The sequence below is a fragment of the Paenibacillus tyrphae genome (genome assembly GCF_000722545.1).
GTDB lineage: Bacteria > Bacillota > Bacilli > Paenibacillales > NBRC-103111 > Paenibacillus_G > Paenibacillus_G tyrfis.
In genome coordinates, this window is record NZ_JNVM01000006.1 from 64,749 (window position 1) to 85,196 (window position 20,448).

Annotated in this window: 21 protein-coding genes; 10 read left to right on the plus strand and 11 right to left on the minus strand. The window is 43.4% G+C overall.

The window, feature by feature from the left end; translation table 11 throughout:
* Window positions 1–4 precede the first annotated feature (4 nt).
* The gene (gene galU / locus ET33_RS07310) at window positions 5–919 is read right to left on the minus strand and encodes a UTP--glucose-1-phosphate uridylyltransferase GalU (protein ID WP_051775165.1); all 915 of its coding nucleotides are present in this window, start codon (window positions 917–919) and stop codon (window positions 5–7) included.
* Window positions 920–1,064: 145 nt separating this feature from the next.
* Here galU and ET33_RS07315 point away from each other — a divergent pair, with 145 nt between their 5' ends.
* Window positions 1,065–2,255: a glycosyltransferase family 2 protein gene (locus tag ET33_RS07315; protein ID WP_036678698.1), complete on the plus strand. Its 1,191-nt coding sequence runs from the start codon at window positions 1,065–1,067 to the stop codon at window positions 2,253–2,255.
* Between the two features lie 13 nt (window positions 2,256–2,268).
* Window positions 2,269–3,258, plus strand: coding sequence for a glycosyltransferase family 2 protein (locus tag ET33_RS07320; RefSeq protein WP_081890234.1), 990 nt, complete (start codon window positions 2,269–2,271; stop codon window positions 3,256–3,258).
* Between the two features lie 53 nt (window positions 3,259–3,311).
* Here ET33_RS07320 and ET33_RS07325 read toward each other — a convergent pair whose 3' ends face one another.
* Together ET33_RS07325 and ET33_RS07330 are read right to left on the minus strand one after the other, a co-directional pair.
* Entirely contained in the window at window positions 3,312–4,382 is a 1,071-nt protein-coding gene (locus ET33_RS07325) for an NAD-dependent epimerase/dehydratase family protein (protein ID WP_036678702.1), read from the minus strand.
* A complete protein-coding gene (locus ET33_RS07330) occupies window positions 4,367–5,431 on the minus strand; it encodes a glycosyltransferase family 61 protein (protein ID WP_036678704.1) in 1,065 nt (354 codons plus the stop codon). The genes ET33_RS07325 and ET33_RS07330 overlap by 16 nt, the downstream gene beginning before the upstream one ends.
* 182 nt (window positions 5,432–5,613) lie before the next feature.
* Between ET33_RS07330 and ET33_RS07335 the strand changes: the two genes are divergently transcribed.
* Window positions 5,614–6,312 carry a class I SAM-dependent methyltransferase gene (locus tag ET33_RS07335; RefSeq protein ID WP_036678706.1) on the plus strand — a complete coding sequence of 233 codons (699 nt, stop codon included), beginning with the start codon at window positions 5,614–5,616 and terminating at the stop codon, window positions 6,310–6,312.
* A 33-nt stretch (window positions 6,313–6,345) separates the two neighbouring features.
* On the opposite strand, the gene ET33_RS07340 is transcribed toward ET33_RS07335, so the two are convergent.
* The 5 genes from ET33_RS07340 to ET33_RS07360 form a co-directional block, all read right to left on the minus strand.
* Complete coding sequence (locus ET33_RS07340) at window positions 6,346–7,266, minus strand: NAD-dependent epimerase/dehydratase family protein (protein ID WP_036678709.1); 921 nt, start codon at window positions 7,264–7,266, stop codon at window positions 6,346–6,348.
* Window positions 7,267–7,286: 20 nt separating this feature from the next.
* The gene (locus tag ET33_RS07345; protein WP_051775166.1) at window positions 7,287–8,438 is read right to left on the minus strand and encodes a glycosyltransferase family 61 protein; all 1,152 of its coding nucleotides are present in this window, start codon (window positions 8,436–8,438) and stop codon (window positions 7,287–7,289) included.
* Between the two features lie 173 nt (window positions 8,439–8,611).
* On the minus strand, window positions 8,612–9,409 hold the full coding sequence (locus ET33_RS37285; RefSeq protein WP_051775167.1) for a copper amine oxidase N-terminal domain-containing protein: 798 nt from the start codon (window positions 9,407–9,409) through the stop codon (window positions 8,612–8,614).
* A 56-nt stretch (window positions 9,410–9,465) separates the two neighbouring features.
* Entirely contained in the window at window positions 9,466–11,484 is a 2,019-nt protein-coding gene (locus tag ET33_RS36270; RefSeq protein WP_051775168.1) for a M56 family metallopeptidase, read from the minus strand.
* Between the two features lie 62 nt (window positions 11,485–11,546).
* Complete coding sequence (locus ET33_RS07360) at window positions 11,547–11,954, minus strand: BlaI/MecI/CopY family transcriptional regulator (RefSeq protein WP_036678711.1); 408 nt, start codon at window positions 11,952–11,954, stop codon at window positions 11,547–11,549.
* An 891-nt stretch (window positions 11,955–12,845) separates the two neighbouring features.
* On the opposite strand from ET33_RS07360, the gene ET33_RS37290 reads away from it, so the two are divergent.
* Window positions 12,846–13,442 carry an exosporium glycoprotein BclB-related protein gene (locus ET33_RS37290; RefSeq protein WP_200879190.1) on the plus strand — a complete coding sequence of 199 codons (597 nt, stop codon included), beginning with the start codon at window positions 12,846–12,848 and terminating at the stop codon, window positions 13,440–13,442.
* A gap of 121 nt (window positions 13,443–13,563) precedes the next feature.
* Here ET33_RS37290 and ET33_RS07375 read toward each other — a convergent pair whose 3' ends face one another.
* The 3 genes from ET33_RS07375 to ET33_RS07385 form a co-directional block, all read right to left on the minus strand.
* Window positions 13,564–14,016 carry an AbrB/MazE/SpoVT family DNA-binding domain-containing protein gene (locus ET33_RS07375; protein ID WP_036678714.1) on the minus strand — a complete coding sequence of 151 codons (453 nt, stop codon included), beginning with the start codon at window positions 14,014–14,016 and terminating at the stop codon, window positions 13,564–13,566.
* Between the two features lie 24 nt (window positions 14,017–14,040).
* A complete protein-coding gene (locus ET33_RS07380) occupies window positions 14,041–14,262 on the minus strand; it encodes a Spo0E family sporulation regulatory protein-aspartic acid phosphatase (RefSeq protein ID WP_036678716.1) in 222 nt (73 codons plus the stop codon).
* Window positions 14,263–14,612: 350 nt separating this feature from the next.
* Entirely contained in the window at window positions 14,613–15,881 is a 1,269-nt protein-coding gene (locus tag ET33_RS07385) for a helix-turn-helix domain-containing protein (protein ID WP_036678718.1), read from the minus strand.
* Between the two features lie 332 nt (window positions 15,882–16,213).
* On the opposite strand from ET33_RS07385, the gene ET33_RS07390 reads away from it, so the two are divergent.
* The 6 genes from ET33_RS07390 (at window position 16,214) to ET33_RS07405 (ending at window position 20,161) form a co-directional block, all read left to right on the plus strand.
* Window positions 16,214–17,545 (plus strand): tetratricopeptide repeat protein, encoded by a 1,332-nt coding sequence (locus tag ET33_RS07390; protein WP_036678721.1) that lies wholly within the window; start codon window positions 16,214–16,216, stop codon window positions 17,543–17,545.
* A 5-nt stretch (window positions 17,546–17,550) separates the two neighbouring features.
* Window positions 17,551–17,676: a hypothetical protein gene (locus tag ET33_RS40245; RefSeq protein WP_268808313.1), complete on the plus strand. Its 126-nt coding sequence runs from the start codon at window positions 17,551–17,553 to the stop codon at window positions 17,674–17,676.
* Window positions 17,677–17,818: 142 nt separating this feature from the next.
* Window positions 17,819–17,995: an aspartyl-phosphate phosphatase Spo0E family protein gene (locus tag ET33_RS37295; RefSeq protein WP_081890238.1), complete on the plus strand. Its 177-nt coding sequence runs from the start codon at window positions 17,819–17,821 to the stop codon at window positions 17,993–17,995.
* Window positions 17,992–18,237 (plus strand): hypothetical protein, encoded by a 246-nt coding sequence (locus ET33_RS07395; RefSeq protein ID WP_036678724.1) that lies wholly within the window; start codon window positions 17,992–17,994, stop codon window positions 18,235–18,237. The genes ET33_RS37295 and ET33_RS07395 overlap by 4 nt, the downstream gene beginning before the upstream one ends.
* A 64-nt stretch (window positions 18,238–18,301) precedes the next feature.
* Window positions 18,302–18,931, plus strand: a complete 630-nt coding sequence (locus tag ET33_RS07400; RefSeq protein WP_036678727.1) for a hypothetical protein — start codon at window positions 18,302–18,304, stop codon at window positions 18,929–18,931.
* A 756-nt stretch (window positions 18,932–19,687) separates the two neighbouring features.
* The gene (locus ET33_RS07405) at window positions 19,688–20,161 is read left to right on the plus strand and encodes a hypothetical protein (RefSeq protein WP_036678730.1); all 474 of its coding nucleotides are present in this window, start codon (window positions 19,688–19,690) and stop codon (window positions 20,159–20,161) included.
* The last annotated feature ends 287 nt before the right edge of the window (window positions 20,162–20,448 follow it).

The window sequence follows — 20,448 nt, forward strand, 5'->3', positions numbered from 1 at the left end:
TCGATCATTCTTCGGTACTTCCCATAAATTTGTGCAAAAAAAGTTTAAATTTCTCGCTTAAATTATCGTTTTTAACGGCAAATTCAACGTTTGCCTGAAGAAAACCTAATTTATCGCCAACATCATATAATTTTCCTTCGTACTGATATGCCCCTAACGGCTGTTCCTGTATGAGTTGCTGAAGGGCATCCGTCAGTTGAATCTCCCCGCCTATTCCGATCCGCATTTCCTCTAAAAATTCAAAAATCTTGGGTTCTAAAATATATCTTCCAATGATCGCCATATTTGAAGGAGGAGCCTCTTGAGGTTTTTCAACCAAATCCGTAACAAGGGTCAGCTTTTCGCTTACTTGCTTCCCTTGTACAATGCCGAACTTGCTTGTCTCCGACCAATCCACCCTTTGGACAGCGATAACCGACGACTGTGTTTCGTTGTATACATGGATTAATTGTTGTAAACAAGGCACTTGACTATCGATTACCATATCCCCTAGTAGGACTGCGAAAGGCTCATTGCCAATAAACTTGCGAGTGCACCAAATCGCATGACCGAGGCCGAGTGCCTGCTTCTGCACGACATAATGAATAGTGGCCAGTGAGCTAATCTCCTCGATGAGCCTTAACGATTCCAGCTTATGCCGCTCTCTCAAGATGATTTCAATCTCACTGTTTTTATCGAAATGTTGCTGAATCGATCGTTTGTTGTCTCCGATCACAATGTAAATGTCACGAATTCCCGATTGAACGGCTTCTTCCACGATATACTGAATCGCAGGTTTATCGACGATCGGCAGCATCTCTTTCGGTATTGCTTTCGTAGCGGGAAGAAATCGGGTTCCAAGCCCGGCTGCAGGAATGACGGCTTTGCGAATGGTTTTTATTTGAAACCCCCTCCTTTCTCGAGGCTCGGCTAATAACATCGTATGTAGGTAAGCAACGCTTCGCTATCAGCTAATGTACGCTCAAATATTGTTTAGATGAAATTGATGCATTTGCCGTGCCACGTCATATTGGCTAAGCATATATCTTGAATTAGCCTGATGTTGAGAAGGGAGATGACCTCCAATGAGTATTCAAGTAAGCGTCATTATGATTACCCACAATAAATATCCTCAAAATTTATATTCCTTATATGCATTGGAAAACCAAACCTTTGACCCGAAAAGAATGGAAGTTATTTTGGTAGACGATGCCTCAACGGATAAAACGCCAAAACTGCAAAAATATCGTCCTCCTTTTCATTTTCGATATATCCGTTGCGAACAAAATGTTGGAAGATCAAAGGCTAAAAATATCGGGATACAAGCAGCTACCGGGGAGGTCCTGATCATCATAGATGCCGAGATGATTCTGGACCCTACTTACGTGGGGCAGCATTATCATCTCCATCAAGCCAATCCCAATTTAGTGGTAACGGGCTGCTTAAGACATTACAATACGTTCACGGTATTGGATAAAAAATTTAATACGGAACAGTTCAAGCTGTTCAGACAGTTGAATCGTAAAAAAAACCCCCGCATCAGAAGATTGAGGATTCTGCGCATTTTCAAGAAATACTCGAAGATGAGGCTTTTTAAGAAGAGGAGCATTTTCAAGCAAAGATACAAGAAATATGCTTACCCCGCTCCCTTCTTTCAAGAGATCATTGACCGCCATGGCGTGCACTATGAAGGATTTCATATGCCGTATATTTTTGTCGTTACCCATAATATATCCGTCAGGAGAAGCACATTCGACGAAGTTGGACCGTTTGACGAAGGATTCCAAGGTTGGGGATGCGAAGATTGGGAGTTTGGCTACCGCCTATATAAACATGGGGCAACCATCATGGATAACCCCCATGTTAAGGTTTACCACCAAGAACATCCCCGTAGTATCGGTAACCAAAATAAGGAAGGCTTAATCAATTATAAATATTTCTTTACTCGGCACCCTGAATTTGAAGTGGGCGTCCAATCCTTGTGCTGGCTCGGTAAAAACTTGCTTGAAGCCAACGAACTGGTTGACGAATATAAAGCGATGGTTCATCACTATCCGCATCAATACCTACATCTTGTCCAAGCATTTCCTATTTTGTTTGACCAAATTTATACCTTACTGATTCACGACATGCCCGTAGTAAACCTGATGAACGAATCCGAGACCATGCGGGACGAACAGTGGAACAATGCTTTTCTATCGGAATTGAATCTTCTGAAATCTTCAGGGGAATATCCAAAATTGGCGGCTCACTTAGAGTGGCTGATAAGCAAATAAACAAGGAGGATTCATGATGTTCATCTCTGTTGTTATGGCCGTATACAACGGCGAGAAGTATATTGAGGAAGCTGTCCAAAGCATATTGCATCAAACGTATCCGCAATTTGAGCTTATTATCATCAATGATGGTTCTATGGATCGAACGCGTGAGATCCTGGACACGATTGAGGATGATCGAGTAAAAATCATTCATGCGGAAACGAATCAAGGGGCAGCTGCTTCTCTTAATTTAGGTATTTCGCATGCCGCGGGCGATTGGATCGCAATACATGACGCGGACGATATCAGCGAACCTACCCGGTTGGAGGAACAGGTAAATTATTTGCGGTCGCACCCTGAAAGTATTGGCGTAGGTTCTTTGATATTAGGCCGAATCGGAGATGAGACTGTAAGCAACAATTCTGAAGTCGAATATTATAATCAAATACTGGAAAAAGATCAAATCTATAAAAATCGGTTATTCATGTGCTATTTATGCCACGGCTCGGTTATGTTCTCGAAAAAAGCTTTCTACGCTGCCGGAAGGTATAATCCAAAATATAAGATTTCTTATGATTACGATCTATGGCTACGAATGTTTGAAATTTCCCCTATTCAGAAAATCCCTAAAGTCCTTTATCACTACAGGCTTCGCGAAGACTCCTTAGGAAAACAAAATACCGCCAATACGATTTCCGAATTAATGACGATATCATCTCTTCATATCTATAAAAAGCTTATTCGGAAGAAGAGAAGACAGCCTATCCTAACCGTTGTAGGCTCAAAAAAAGGATGTTTATTCTTTAAGACACATGTAGGGAAGAAGTACAAAAAATTAAATTATGTCTATGTCAGAACGATAAAAGACTCTAGAAAAATACGTTTACTGAATAAAAGAGGAAAGATTCATGCAGCAGTGGTATTAAACAACCGGCTATCAAACGCATTAACTCATCGTCTCTTACGTCGAGGTCCACGCTGGAGAAGAAAAGTATTTAAAATATGGAATTATCAATTTTAAACGATGATACTTTCCCGAACCACTAGTAAAGGGGTCCGGGACTTTTTATGAGTTCAGATATTCCAACGATCTTTATTTTCGTTATAAATCAATTCCATAATTTGAGCTACAGGGGTTTGAATGCTCCAATTCGGATAATGCTTCCGAAACTTTGATGTATCGGTAATATACCAAATGTGATCGCCCGTCCTGGGTTGATCACAATAGGAGAAGCTTAACTTTTTACCGGTAATTTGCCGAACCATTTCAATGGCTTCAAGAATGGATATGTTGGAATCGCGACCCCCGCCAAGATTGTAAACTTCCCCTCCCCGCTTTGGATTCTGAAAAAATTCATGAAAAGCAGAGATAACGTCACTCGCATGAATAATATCCCGAACTTGCTTTCCTTTGTATCCGAAGATGGTATATGGACTGTTTGTTATAGCGCATTTTAACAGGTAATTGATGAATCCATGCAGCTGCACCCCGGCTTGTTTAGAGCCGCTTAATACACCTCCGCGAAAACAAACCGTCTTCAACTGAAAATACCGGCCGTATTCCTGTACAATGATATCCGCCGCTAGTTTTGATGCTCCGAACAATGAATGCAAACATTGGTCTACGCTGAGCGTTTCCGGTATTCCATTATAGTAGGGATGGCCCGTATCAAGCTCCCAGCGGCTTTCTTGTTCCAAATATGGCAGATCGTTTGGACGGTCGCCATAAACTTTATTCGTTGAGGTAAAAATAAACACAGCTTCCGGACAATGCTGACGCATCATTTCAAGCAGATTCAATGTCCCGCTAGCATTAATATGGAAATCAGTGAGCGGCTCGCGGGCAGCCCAATCATGAGACGGCTGTGCTGCGGTATGAATGATGAGCTCAATATCCGGTCCGTAGTTTTGAAAGATTCTGCTGAGCGCGCTGTTATCCCGTATGTCCATGTCATAATGCACATAGTTCGTTCCTAAGTTGTTCTCAAGCCGGCTTCGGTTCCACCGTGTTGTTCCCTCCGCGCCAAAAAAGTCTTGGCGCATATCGTTATCAATGCCAATGACACGATAGCCCAGACTCGCATAATATTCGGTCGCTTCGGATCCGATCAGCCCCGCAGAACCTGTTATTACGACAACAGACATGACAGCACCTCCTCTAATTGTTTCGGATCAATTGACATATCGTCGAAACCACTCCAGTAATGATGCGGATTTTCTCTATTTCCAATAATCATGTTGTAATCTAAATGCATTAATCTGCTGAGCAACCAATAATGCGGCTCCATAAAGCTTGGTGTGAATAATTCGATTACGCTTGTATCCGGATTACAAAAAACGAGATTGGCGAGCCCGGCTCCATGCGGTGCAACGATCATTTTTGCGGAATAAAACAAACTGATTTGTCGATCCAACGGCAGCGATTCCAGCTCGACGCTTTTAAAACCGTACTTTTCTAGCAGACCGAATATTTCCTGTTCATTTATAACTCTTCGATAGGAATTCCGTCTGATGTAGATCCGCTCATACCCTGTTTCATTTTGAATGGCCCTACGTGGCAAAAGTAAATTTCTAACATAATGACAAGACCACGAATTTGGCAAATTAACATAGGATGGAACGATTAGCTGTCGTGCTTGCAGATGAAAAAGGTCATACGGTTGAATTATTTTTTCTGCAGGTATTCCGCATGCAACAAGCGTTTGAAGCTGAAATGGCAACCAGCGATGGTTAACGATATATTTGTCTATTTTGATATGGGTCATTTGCAGCAGATGAACGCGAGCTATCGCTTCTAATAACCAATGATAGTAATTTTTAGAGGCCGGATGGGTAAGCAAAGCCACTGTTTTATCGGTTCTGATCAGTGGCGGCAGCTTATTTTCCTGAAATACGGAATGTTCCGGCGGCATTTTCGCCCATTCCACCGAAACATCCCATAATAGTTTATGATCGGGTGAGATGACAGCCCGCTCTCCCAAGACCCGTCCGTTTGGCACAATGGCAACAAATGCCTTGTTGCTGAATCTGGGTTTATCGACGAGCAATTGCCATTCTTCATTTTTATTAACGTCGGGAATAGGAATTTCCGGATAAATAGAATATAACAATTGTTCGTTCTGTGACTGTTTGATCCAATCTAATGTTGATTCGTAAAAACCTGAAGGAGGCATCAATTCGCTTGAATCTGTCATGGTTTCTAGCAGCTCCTTTGGCGGTCAACAGCGTTTTCCTACATTTTATGAACACACCGTTTCAAGGACACGGCTATGGCATAACAGCGCTAGTTTGGGGAGTAAAATAGGTTCACCAAAAGATTGGAAGCATCATAAAGTACTACTACATTGTCCACCAAATTGGAGGGAGGAACAGAGTAATGAGGTTTACGAAATATATAAACGGGATCTCGTTCTCATGGCTGCAGCCGAACATGCATCCCAGCTCTCCTATTGACAACATGATTGATTTTGAGTTAGCGAATACGAAATTGCCAGAAGCAGATCAACAAACAAAAGAGAGTTTATACGAGCTGTGCAAAATACCAAGAATGTCAACCCTCGCCTTGGGGGCTATCATCAATAAAGGCGTATCTCAAATGGACAACCATCATGCTTTTGTCAACGTGGGGGTTTGGCATGGTTTCACATTTATTGCCGGAATAGTAAATAATCCGAATAAAACATGTATCGGTGTAGATAACTTCTCGGAATTTGGAGGGCCGCAGGAGGAATTCTCATCACGATTTTCAGATTATAAAAGCGAATCTCATTCCTTCAATAACATGGATTATGTTGACTATTTCATTCATACTCACACCGATCCGATTGGTTTTTACATTTATGATGGTGCTCACGACTACGACAATCAATTAAAAGGACTGCAGTTAGCTGAACCTTATTTCGCCAACAATTGCATGATTATGGTAGACGATACAAACTGGGAACAACCTCGCCGAGCTACGCTTGATTTTATGGCTAATAGTGTAAATGATTATAAAATACTCTTTGATGCGTCTACCGCTTATAACGGGCATCCTACCTTTTGGAATGGTGTGATCATTTTCCAAAAAATATAATGAAAAACAAACCACTTGACTTGCTTCAAGCAGTCAAGTGGTTTGTTCATTTCGGAACAGCTTTTCAATTCCCAATTCCAGTGTAATTTTTGGTGACCACCCTAATTTTTTTAACTTTTTATTACCAAGCACATTCCATCTCAAATCGCCGTCTTTCGCGGATACATATTCAGGCGGGATTGAACTGTGAGCAGCCTCCATCATGATTTGTAAAAGATCATTTAATGAAGTGCCGCACTGTGTTCCAACATTGAATATCTCATTCGCTATACTGTCCGGCTGCAGAAACAGCATATTGGCTTCGACGATATCGTCTACGTGAATGTAATCGCGCACCTGCTCCCCATCTCCGAATATAACGGGTCGCTCCCCTTTTCTTATTTGGTCCATAATAATCGAGACAATACCTGACTCGCCAAGCGGATTTTGACGGGGACCATAGACATTGGAGTAACGTAAAATGATCCATTCATATCCGCATATGTCCGAGTACATGCGAACGTATTGTTCGGCTGCAAGTTTATTAATTCCGTAGGGGGAGATCGGCTTGCAGGAATAAGATTCTGAGATGGCTTTTCGTGGCTTATCCCCATATATCGCTCCGCCGGAGGAAGCAAAAATTATTTTTTTCACTTTGGCACTACCGGCCGCGCGAAGTAAACGAACGGTATTCGTTACATTCGTTTCGATATCCATATAGGGTTCTTTTACAGACCATCTGACATTTGCTTGTGCAGCGTGGTGATTAATGAGATCAGGCCTCATATCGCAAAGGATCGCTTCTAACCGGGGATCGGAGAGGCTGAGCAAAATATATTCAGCACCGGGATTTCTGTAATCTTTGTTTCCTGTGGACAGATCATCCAAAACAATGACTTCATGGCCGTTATCTACATAGCGATCTACTAGATGCGAACCAATAAAGCCCGCTCCTCCAGTAACCAAAATTTTCAATCTCAGCCCTCCTACACACACTATAGACCGGCATAATGAACCAGCTCCAGCAATTGGCCTATGTTCACCTTATAATCGGATGCTGCCGAATTTAATTGCTCTGCTTCGTTAACTAAGTAATAATAATCCAAATGAACAAGATTGCTGATCATCCAGTAGTAGGAGGGCATATAATACGGGTTAAAGAGCTCGATTACCTTCGTCCCCGGTTTGCAGAATACCAGATTCGTAAGGCCGGCGCCATGTGGAGCAATGATCAATTTGGCACAAGAAAATAGTTGTACTTGCTGAGTAACCTTCATAGATTCCAACGTAACCTTTTTAAATCCAAATCCATTTAAATGATTGATAATTTCTTCCTCATTTATGACTTTACGGTACTTCGCATTTTCTCGGCTAATGTAGATATATTCGTTGTTCTCCGAACGATCGTTATCCTGTGGCAGAAGAAATTCTTTTCTTAGAAAATCGCAAGCCCATTTGGGAATGACGTCTGGTCTTACATTCGTGTGAGGATTTAAAGTGTAACGGGTAATTGACGAAGGAACTACGAGCTTTCTGGCTTGCAGGTCAATCGGACTATCGATTATTTTTTTGTTGGGGATCCCTAGAATAGCAAGCGTTTCCTCTTGGAACGGAAAAATTTCTTGACGATTCAAGACATATTTATCGATCCGTATACCGCTTAGCCGCAGCAAATGAATTCTTGGTAACACATCGAACATCCAATGATAAAAGTTGTCAGACGAGCAAAAAATAAGCACAGCGACAGTTTTGGGGTAATATTTTGAAGGGCGAGATTTCCATTCTCGGTAGGCGTCCTGTCTTTTTATTGGTTTAAGATGTTCTGCATTAAATTCAAAGGAAACGTCTTGCAGCAGTTTATATTTGGCGGTAAGAACGAAAGCGTTCTGCCTGCAAACACGACCGTTTGTCAGTACAGCGACAAATGAGGCAGGCGTCTCCACCGTGCGGGACCGAAAATTCTCGTGAACGTCATCATCTAATCGTCTCGCTTCATAATAATAATTGATTTCATTGCGATAATAAGTTTTATATTTTTCACGTACTCGCCGCAACTTTGAATACTTGACGGTAAGATATCTCCATGTTGTACGAAAAAACCAATATGGATTTCTCTTCTTGATTTTTTTTCTACGAATACCCACCACCCCACTAATCCCTTGCAGGCTGCTAAGATCATATGCAAATGGTTCTTAGGTTATTACAAATGAGAAGGCTTGCAGTTCGTGGCAGATTCAGAATATATTCTTGGCCTAAACGGTAAAAGGAACAAATTCTTGACGCTAAGACAAGAATCTGTTCCTTCCACAAGAAATTTTGATTATTGTTTGTCCACGATCACAATCGTCATCGATTTGGCGTCGTGCATGCGGACAAAAAGGGCGCAACCCAGAGCCTCCGACGCGTCGCGGAGCGGAATGAAGCTGGAGCCGTCCACGATTTGCGCGGGAACGCCAAATTGGATCGTTTGTCCGTTGATCGTCGAGGATTTCTGACCGATCTTAAAGGTCATGACATCGCTGCCTTTCGTCGCCTTCACCGTTTGGGTTTCGGGGTTCCATTCTACTTTCGCTCCGAGCGCTTCCAGCGTGGAACGAAGCGGCACAAGCATGCTTCCATCCTTAAGAAAAGGAGCCACCTCCGGGTTCAGCTTCCGGTTGTCGATGAAAATATGTACCCCCTCGCCGCGTCCGGCCCATTTCTCCGTCACGCAAGTCATATGATACGTAACATCGAGCGATTTCAAGTCCGCCCCTTGGACCGCACCGGGAAACGTAACATCCCATTTTTGGCTTTGGCCCGGCTCCAAGCTCAGACCCGTCAGGAACGCATCGTTGTCCCATTCCCGCGTCGCCAATTCGTTTCCGCTGCCGTCCTTCACGGAAAGCTTGAGCTTTTCTACCTTGTTGACTTTTACGTTGCTGACGTTGACGAATACTCCTTTGACGACCAGCGCGTCCTTTTCGTATTTGCCCGACAACACCGCGAAACTAAGTTCTCCGATTGACTGTATGGAAGCCGACGCCGGGGCGCCGAAGGCGAGCATCCATGTCATAACCATAACGGATAGCATGCTTAAAGCCAGAATCGATTTGAATCGTTGTTTCATCGTTTTCATAAAATGCGTCCTCCAATTCGTTGTCTTTAACTCGAATACTGCGAAGGGGCCGAAGCTTAATCGTTCATCGTCCCGTCCACAGGGTCAACCCAATAGTTCCAAAACTCGCCTGTTCTATCAACATCGGCGTGAACTGTCGGCTGTCCCTTCTTCGCAAAGGTATGTAAGTAGGAATTATCGGAGTCGAATTCAACCGAATAACCGGTCAGATCGATGCCGAACAGCTTGTTCACCGTCGGTTTGGCCGCGGCGATGGCTTCTTCTTTCGTATAGATCGGCTTTCTATCCTTAGCCAGGAGAAGGGGCAAATTGGCTTCATTGGCTACTTTCTTGCCGAACGCCGAGATCGATTGGATTGCGCCTGTCTTGGCGCCAATCACTACGACATAATTGCCGCCGTCGTCAAAAAACTTCCATGTATCGTATCTCCCGCTGGAATAATTGTGGTCTGCTTGTTTAAAAGCTACCGGATTTCCGATGTTCATTCGTTGAAATGCGTTCAGTGCGGCGTTCTTCGCTTTCTCGTCCCCCTGTGCGAAAGGATAGCTGATCAATATGCCTCTTTCGCTCAGCGTGTCCGCATCCAGGGTAACGATCATGTCCTTGCTTTGAAGCGTCCATTCATGCGTCGATTTACCGTCCGCAAAACGTTTCTGTCTCTCTACGCTCTCGGCGGTAAACGTTTTGTTCGCATCCACTTGACGAAAAGCTTCCGCAGCTGCCTTTCTCACGGCCGCATCCGTTTCGTCCCACGTATATTGGACATAAGCATTCACAATTTGCTTCGTATCCCGGTCGATAGCGACTTGTCCTTTTCCGTTTTTATTCAGCAGGATCCATCTCGTGGTGATATCAGGGTCCGCCACTTCGTAAAGCTCCGCTTTCGAATCTCCCAGAAAACGGCGCAGCTCTTCTTGGGCTGCTTCAACGACTTTCTTGTCTAACGGGATATCGTGAATCGTCAGCTTCTTTGTCGATTCCGAACTGCCGGACGATTCCGTCGCGATCACAGGGGGTGCCGACAAATTGCCGGATGCGGACTCCGGCGAAGCTTTGGCATTGACCAGCGTCACGGAAGAAAGGGCGATGAGGGAAGCCAACCCGAGCACCGACCAGCGGTAAGATTGTTTATGATAATTTTTGATCATGATGATTCTCCTTTTTATCTGCTGTTTTCCGCCCGATAAATTGGCCATACCCGGGGTCGGATACAAAGTGGCATAATGCTCCAACAGGCGTATGATCGTATGGCCGTAGCTTTCTTTTTGCTCCGCTCCGATATAGGACAGCGCAAGCGCGTCGGCAGCCATTTCCTGATCTTCGCGCATCCGGTAATAGGCATACCATAGGACCGGATTGAACCAGTGCAGGATTAGCAAGCCGTTCATCAGCCAGTTCATGGCGACGTCCTTGCGTTTCACATGGGCCAGCTCGTGGTAAAAAATAAACCGCAGCTGCCGATCGTCCAGCATGTTCATGAGCGAATCCGACAGCACGATGCGCGGACGCATAAACCCGAGCACGGCCGGGCTGGAAATCGGTCCCGCCGTGATCAACGGGATCGATTGCCGGATCGCCATCGTCTTCCGGCATTGTTCGAACAGCTCGACAATTCCGGGGTCCGTAATGATAGACTGCTTTGCGAGCCGGGCATAAACGCGCCGGTTTGCGGCTACAGTCAAGATCCCAAGACAAACCGCGCCCAGCAGCCACACGACAAACGCGAGCTTATACAGCGAAAAGCTTGCCGAAGGCTGCTTTTCTACCGGTTCGGCCGTTTGAACGGGCGGTTCCTGCTTGGTTTCCACGGATGCGGTCTTCACTGCCGCAGTGTTCGACACCTCCTGGTGAACAGTTGATGCTTCCGGCGGACGCGGCGAAGGCGCATCGGAAGTCCGCAGAGCTTCCTGGCCGTAGGAAAGCAGGTTATACACGCTGAAAGAGCTTTCGGGTGCCCACGGCAGAAGCAGCCTTGCCATAATGACCAGCCACAGCATGTAGTGCCATCTGGGAGACAGCTTGTTCCTCGCGATGATTTTGACTAACAAGACGAGCCCCACCAGCACACCGGCCATCAGCGAGGTCTCCAATATCCAGTCAAAAAAGCTCAATAGTGAAAGGCTTCGACCGTCCAATGTCATCTGTCCTTTCTTCGGTCGCGATCCGGCCCCTCTTCCGTCTTCTCGTCGAGAATCCGTTTGAGTTCGCTAATTTCGTCCGAAGACAGCTTCTGTTCCCGCAAGAAATGGACGAGCAGCGGTTTGACCGCTCCGCCGTACAGCCGCTTGAGAAAAGAATGCGTCTCGGTCTGCACATAATCGTCCTGCGAGACCAGAGGATAGTACAAGTAGGTTCTGCCTGTCTCTTGAAAGGCGATGGCATCTTTTTGCAGCAGCCGGCTGATCAGCGTCCGAACCGTTTTCGGCTTCCAGTCCATTTGCCCTTCGAGAGCCTCGATGACTTCATTGGCCGTTTGCGGGGACCGGGACCAGAGGATTTTCATCACTTCCCACTCGGCCTCGGATATTTTAGGCAGCTCTTTCATGAATCTTGCACTCTCCTTTCCGTTCATCTGGATTACCGATGTAATCCTTTATTAGACTACACGTGTAATCCAAAAATGTCAACTTCAAAAAAACGATGCAACCGAAAAAGGCATGCCCGCTCTCCCATTCGGAAGAAGCGGCATGCCTTTTTTTGCCGAAGCATCAATTCGCACAGCTGCGATGCCCGCAACGGAACGTTAAAATGCGGCGTAGCTGTTTTTCGCGCGAATTGGCGCAACGGCTATGCTTCGGATGCCGTGAACATTTTGCTCCTGCGGCATACTCCAATAATGCTTCTTGTACGCCAGTTGATTCCCCTTGGTTTGAAACAGAAGATTTCCTTTTTGAAGGGACCCGATCTAAAATAATTCTGAAGGAGCGGCTTCCTCCATCGTTTGTTCGGTACCATAATGCCAATCAAACGATTGTTTATTTTGGCTTTGTGACTTTTTTTCTTACGTCTCATTTTATCCCAAATTATCGCTCCTTTTTTCTGTATACCGTAATGTATTCATCGATAGGGTAATGAGTAGAGCGAAACTCTTAAGGGATTCACCTATTTTTACTATAAATAGATTTCAATCTAGTCCCTATTAGACACCCGTCCAACCCTCCCATAGATGCCAGACGTAAGATATATTGTTTAAAAGTCATGAGAGGTGCTTTGCGGATGGGTTGTTGGACGTTTGAATTAAACTTTATAGGGAGCGTGATTTTCAATGGGTAGAATTCCGGGACCGCCGGGACCGGCAGGACCTCCTGGACCTCCTGGACCTCCTGGACCTCCTGGACCTCCGGGGCCACCCGGACCGACTGGACTGACTGGACTGACTGGAGCTACGGGGCTTACTGGAGCAACTGGAATTACTGGAGCTACGGGAGCTACGGGGTTGACCGGCGCTACCGGTGCTACCGGTCCTACGGGACCAGCAGGACCAGCAGGACCAGCAGGACCAGCAGGTGGTGGTGCGATCATTCCATTCGCATCTGGTAATCCAATGGGAACTGTTGCTAATGGTGGTATTGGTATTTTTAGCGGCGATCAGGAGATAGTAGGACTCGTTGGATTTGGGTCTAATGATTTGGCCCTCCGTCAAGGTACACAAATAATTCTCGTCAATCCCCTTGTTATTCAATCAACAGCTATTGATTTCGCATTTTCAGTTCCGCGTGCCGGAACAATCACATCCATTGCTGCATTTTTTGCTGTCACAGCATCCCTAAATTTGGGTCCAGTATTAACTGCTACCGTTAGTGCACAATTGTATAAAGCCCCCGCCACTAACAACACTTATGACCCAATCGGACCTGTTATAACGCTATCTCCAACACTAACGGGCCTTATTAACGCTGGCTTCAGCCTCCACAATACAGCTACTGGGTTGTCGATTCCTGTAGCTGCGGAAGATCGATTGATGATGGTATACTCGTCGACGGTACCAAGTGGAGTGCTTGGAGTGGCAAGTGCGGGTGTGAATATCGTTTAATAACATGGGTTCAGCCTGTTGATTTACCTCAACAGGTTTTTTCTGTTTCATGAGTTCTTGAAGGTGTGTAGGGTTTGACGCTTACGTTGCGTCGCAATCAATTTTCGAAAAAGACCGACATCTATAGGTTCCTAATCAATTGACTAACCCAGGATTGGGAAATTCCTAAGATTTCGGCTATTTTTTTCTGCGAAGCTTCTGGATTTTCCTTCATCGCTTTATGGAGTCGATCCAATACATCTTTTCTTCTTTTGGTAAGTTTTTTCTTTTTTTTCTCGTTGGCTCGTTCACGTTCTACCCGCGCTAAGAACACTTGAAGCGCTGGAAGGCTTTGAATACAGGGCATGCAAATATAAAATTTTTTGAAGTAAATGGTTTGTTCCTTACCTGAGCAAAACAAACATTCATTGCAGTGATATCGATAAACAATAATCGCCTTTCTCTTGTCATCACAGAAATACTCCGTCTTAACGTTGGGATTAAGATTCAACTCACGCCTAATCTCTGTGGGAATCACAATTCTCCCTAAATTGTCTAACACTCTAACAATTCCAGTTCTTCTATCCTCTTGCATCAACACACCTCAAACAAAACGATTCTAGTTTATACATCGCATTTTTCGAATTTGAGCAATCAACACGTATGTATCTAATTGCTGACTCAATTGGACCATATATTCGCTCGTTAAACCCTCGCCTTGCTGTAACGCTTCTTTCATTTGGTTCAGGATACTATTCATTGTGTTCTGCAATGCTTGATCATTTAGATGATCAATTTTATACTGTGTGGGAGCCTCCTCTCCAAATGCTTGTGGCGTCATGTAAATTTCTCCTTTACCGTTTAATTTGAATTACTGATTTGAGTATACTTTCCTGTATCGCAACTTTATTTTTTGGGCAATTGTTGATACAGGAAATAAGTTAAATATAGAAAAAACCCGAACACTAGGTCCGGGCGTTTTATAAGCACTATTATGAAACTAAATGAATATTCAAACTAACTTCAAGTATTTGTTAATGTCCAGGATCAACATCTGCATTTTGGACTACAGTACCGGGGTGTGGCTGTGGAGGAAAATTAGGAACAGTTCCGATTAGAATGAAAGACAGAACTGCCATCAAGACGAACTTTTTCATATCACTCACCTCCAATTGGGTTAAATTGGGATCACTATATATTATACACCTCCTGCAACATGCTTACATACTGTAAATCAAATTGTTTATTCGATTTCAAAAAATAGGCAAAAATTTGATTCATACACTTATCTCTCTCTTTATTCCCATTAATTTTCCCAAAAGCGTTCATGCTAAGAACAAAGCTTTGTATCCCCTCATAAACCATTCCAATTTCAAGATGATAAGCCCCTTTTTGACGGTAATACAATCCAATGACATAGTTTGTGTGCGGGCTTTCAGGATTGTCAGGCAAAAACTCTCGTTCTTTTTCTAGCAATTCAGCAATCGATTTCATATCTTTAGTTTGCAGATAAATTTCAATAAGCTCGGTTGCAATGCTTATTTTATAGTTATTGCTTAGTTCATTCATGTAGCTTCGGAGCAGGGGAATGGCAATATCATATTCTTTTTTTCTTGCTTTGGTTATGGCACGTGTAATTTTAGCTGCTTCGGAAACAAAAGCATACTCAAACCGTTCGAACACATCCAAACATCTTTCTACCGCATCATATTGCTTTAATTGAGAGTGTGAATTAATCATAGCCAGATAAGCTCTAGCTTTTAGCTCAGTTTCTCTATCTTCTAAGTTAATACCTGTAATGCAATGTTTAATACAGTCCGTATATTTCTTTGTATTATGAGCATGTAATCCCATTCTAAAATAAAAAGCTATTTTTTCCTCTCTGGACAAAAAATCCGTGTAATGTAGTATCTCTTGCCCTTCTTGATACGTTTGCTCCAGCCGTTTAAAATCAAGCCGTTCTATTAAATATTTCTGTAACATTCCTTTAGCCAAATAGACCATAACGCCATGTCCTCTGGAATATTGAATTATAACCTCAAATAGTGTTACCTTCAGGGAATTATCCTTTATCGCTTGTGTAAAATTAAACAATCGTTCTAAAGAAACTTCCGTCCCCTTGTTTGGAGATTCAAGTAAGCGTAATGCTACCTTGGTTACAAGGCTAACGGTTTCCTCACATGAAATAACTTCAGCCAGAACTTCTAACAAAGTATCGACTCGGTTTTCATTTTCAATGTAGCGTTCAATGACTTGAAAATATGGAACGAGTAGTACAGGGGAAATTGCCTTCACTGTCTTAAATTCTGGATGTTTCGTTTCTCCAGTTTCAATCTTATGAAGAACTCCTCTGCTAAGTCCAGTAAGCTCCTCAAGGTCAGAATAAGACAAGTTTCTCTCTTTTCTAAGTTGGAAGATGAAATCTGCGATGGTGTTATTCCGATATTTAATATCCACCATAATACATACCTTCCCTTTAACCAAAAATTTACACTGGTTAATTATAGCAAATTAAGATTCGTCTTACAATTCATCGACTCTTCCCTGTTTTTGAAAATAACTAACCGAGGTAGTTAAGAAATTCATCGCCATCGAAAGGGGGATGGAAAAACTATACTGTTTTGTTGATACGCGGTGGCCGTGAAAACTGGGAAAAATCCCGAACAATCAAGGAAAGAATAGGACTGTTTTTTTAATTTTATAGGAATAATGTCCTTGTTTTTTGGCTTTTCGTTTCACAAAAAGGATTATTATGGTAGTATTTCTTTATATTTTTAGGGGAGGTTTTTTTTGTGCGGGTCATTAATCGTTCTTTGCGCTGGGAAATTGAAGCCCAAATGAAGCTGCATAAGTACAATATGCATCATTTGGCTGAACTGACTGGAATTAACCAAGGTAATCTAAGCATGGCCTTGAATGGCATTTCCCGATCAATGTCGATCAACCAACTGGACGCCTTGGGCAAAGTTTTCGGAAAAGTGCCTGGATGGTTGTATGAGCTGTACACAGAAGAATGCATCTCCGAAGAAAAAGTGTCTCGGCCACGGTTAATTTCTTACTTGGTACGATGTGCCGAAGTAGGCCGAAATGATTGTATTGATGCGGTCCTCCCAAAGATTCTTGATAACTCAAAAAACGTGCAAATCATCTTTGCTTCGGCGGAGAAACTATTCAATAAAGGAAAACAAAAAGAATCGGAACGCTTCTATGAACTGGTCGTGGAGAACGTCAAAGACAGCTTTTCCGAAATGCTGGCGATCAGTCACTACAGGCTATTTACGGTCACGCAGGGTACGGATGCGGAAAAGAATTGGAAGGCTGTGATCCGGTTTGATCCGTTTCGAAACCGGTTACCAGAGAGTTATCGCTTGGACGCGCTGTATCAGTTAGCGAGAGCTTGTTACTCGTTAAAAAAGTGGAGCGAGGTCAAGGAATATGCGGGCGAACTGGTGGAGCTAAGCACGCTTCTATGCGGCGATGAAATGGTAGCACATAAGCGGCATCCCGTGTATTATTATGGTAAGGGACTTTTGTATTTAGGGTCTGTGTTGGAAAGACAGGGGTTATATGAGCAGTCAAAAAAATATGTACGAAGCTATGCTGATCTGGAATGGCCAGAGCCCCTTGATGAATCTGGCCAGAAAGAAGTGGAGCAGTTTAGGATCTGGGGAAAAGCGAATTTATACACACTTGAAGTGTTAACCGGGAACGAGGGCATTATTGACGAATATGCCGATTATTTGGCGAGTTTAAACCAGTTAAACGACATTGTGGCCGGACTGATTGCTATCGTTTCATCAGCGAATACTCATGGATTCAATATTGATCATGTGCTGGCGCGTTTTTCCGGCTTCATTGAACAATTCGATATATTTAATCGGCACCTGATTCTTGCGGATCGACATCTTCAATATAGGTATCATAAAGCTATTTATGCGTTCAGGAACGGCCGTATTGAAGAAGGACTCGATGAGACGTTGCATTGTCTTTCCTTGGCAAAAGATATGAAAAAGTATGAAGATGGTTTTCAATGCGTTACGTTATTTGAATCGTACCGAGACCGAGCATCGGCGCAGCAATTGAAAAATTATCGGTTAGCTATGGGGGTGAGAAAGGAGGTGTAATTAGAATGAAAGCTTACTTCCTCGCTCTGGTCATCGCCTTGGGGCTATTTGGCGGTACAGTTGGACCTTTTGTGCCGGGTCCAAATGACGGCCCAATAGTTAAGCCGCTTGACCAACACGGCACAGAATAACATTTTGAACAATCAACACCCATCCCTTGAAGCATTCTGCCCAAAGCAGAATGCTTTTGTTATGCCCATAAAATATTTCAAGAACACTCAAACCCTTAATTTGGAAATAAAGCATTATAATTGAATTCGGGGGATGGGTGATATGAATAAAAAGCTAAAGCGGAAAATCAGAAAACTACAGCAGCAATTGGTGCGGTTGGTTGAGAAAAAAGGTTCGTTTTCTGTTAAGGAGGTGGTGCAGCTCAGCCAGCGATTAGATCAGTATATTCTGATGGCTCAAAAGTCTTCTTCTAAGCTGAAGCTGAAGGTGTGTGGATGATGCAGTATGAAAAGTTATTGGTCGGAGAAAGTCAGGAACGCATTCAATACCTTGCCCGGATCGGCGCCATCTTTGAAAAGCTTTACGGCATTAAGGATTTACATGACGCGGTATACAGGGCATCGACAGGTGCCGGGTTTGCTGCCCGAAGATTGGCCGAGCTTGGCTATACCGATGAGGAAGTAGAAAAATTGTTACGCGAACGATTCTTTTTTTATCGAGCGAACAACATGGGCCACTAGAATCATACTTCGGACATTTGTTCCAAGTTATACAAAATTATGTTATATTTAGGAGGAAACGCAAATGAAAAAGATTTCGATTATGTTCCTTGCTTTTTGTCTCTGCCTTGTTTTTAGTGTTCCCATGGCTTCAGCAGCAGCTCCGGAGAACGGAAAAGTGGTACCTGTCCCCAATGAGCGAGTTGTAAAGGTACTAAAAGACAACAAGATCGATTTTTCAATTGTCGCTGGCAATATTAAGTTGAACCAACCAACTCCGGAAGCTGTAACGAAAGCCAATAATTTGTTGAGTTCGCGGTTTCAATTAGCTACTTCTTATCCGACTTCATGGGTTCACATGAGAAATTATGACAGAGTGGGCTCGAAAAAATTTGACGCAGCTACGAAAACTGCTTTTGGCGCGGCCTTTGCAGCATGGGCGAAAAACATAACAACGTCTTGGCAAGAGCTTGTTGGTGTCGCAGTTGCCGGGTACGGCATGTATTACTACATCAATTCGGAAACAGAGGACTTGTATACGTTTATTGAATACAGCTACCGAGAGTGGGGACCAGGTCGTTTTGATCACAATGGTACTTTCATTGGTGACTACGAGATCTTGAAAGAGATGAGAGTCACGAAAAATTCCAATCGTACTGACGGTTCATATGGTACTGATGCTAGAAGATCCACAATTCTAGAACCTTGGTTCTAAGAAATAGGACGGTTAAAACTACATGAATAACATCATGAAATACTTACTTTTTTTCATAGCCAACTGTGTGCTAACTTACTACTACATTTTCCCTGAACCAAGCTTAGCTAGGTCTTTGTTGTACTCTGTTATTATGACAATATTTGTTGCTATTTTAGATGCGATAAAGAAAAAGCCAAAGCTATGATTGCTTGAAACAATGCAGAAAACGGCCCTTGTTCGCATACGTGAACTATGACCCGCAAGATGGATACTTTGAAAAAAGTGACCCTCTTGTGGGTCATAGTTCAATTCAACGGCAAGAGCCGTTTTTTGTTTTTCTTCAGATTTATTTTTGGTGGTCCTTGGCTTCTCAAACGAAAGGCATTCAAAAGCAAACAACCCGCGTGAAAACGGGCGGTAAGGGTAGTTGGATGAGGCCATGCCTACCAGTATTTAATCATCATGACGATTGAGTTTTCATAAAATGTCGGTCCGTATTGGGCAAAATCGGAGTGATCTTTGAACCGTTATACGGCATCAAGGATTTACAGGACGCGGTCTATAGAGCATCATCAGGTGCCGGATTTGCCGCCCGAAGATTGGCCGAGCTGGGCTATACCGATGAGGAAGTTGAGAAATTGTTGCGTGAGCGATTGTTCTTTTATCGTGTGAACGAAATGGGACACTAGGACTCTATCTATTTCAATTTATAATAAAAAACCAAATATAGTATTATATGTATATTGTTATATATTTCCATTTCAAGGGATTATTTTGCAAAAGAAAATTGTATCCGCTGTTGTAGGTACTGCAATGGTTTGTTCCTTCGCTGGTTCTGCTTTTGCTAATGCAGCTCCGAGCAATGCACCTGTATCGACTTCTGTACCTCTCGGTGGAAAAATCACTCCAACGGACGGCACCAATGAGCAAAGCAAATATCCCACAGTAACAGTAGCAAGTAATCAATTAACTAAAGATATCATCGCAGCAGGTAATTCAATTACCCAATACATCAAACTGGGTCAAGATAATTTATTTCACCTCGACCCCACAGCAAAAGCATTGTTTAGCAGTGAGGTATATCAGGCCTATTCCAATTCAGTTGACAGTGTAAATCAAGGACTCCAACAAAAATTATTGAAAATCGAAAATGGTAAACCTGTTGCTAATGCATCTTCATTCGCAAATTCAGGGGGGGGGGTCATACAGACCATTATGCAAATTCTTATTGGTGGGGAGTTGCGATAACTTTCAACGAACAAGAAACTCAAGATGAAATTTACTGGTTAAATCAATCTGGGCAAGTATGGCAACTTGTAGCAGTTGTTGGTGCGGCTATCGCTGTCATTAACGCTCCTGCGGGTGCGTCTGTATCAGCAGCAGCAGTAATTGTGTCTGTCGGGTCATTTATGATTGCAAATTCAATGGCACGCAACGATAAAGGAAATGGTGTAACGTTGAACTTGCATTGGCTTCCGGTTACTTACTTTGAATCTACTCCAAATTAAAAGGTTGTTGAAGGCATGCTATTAGCA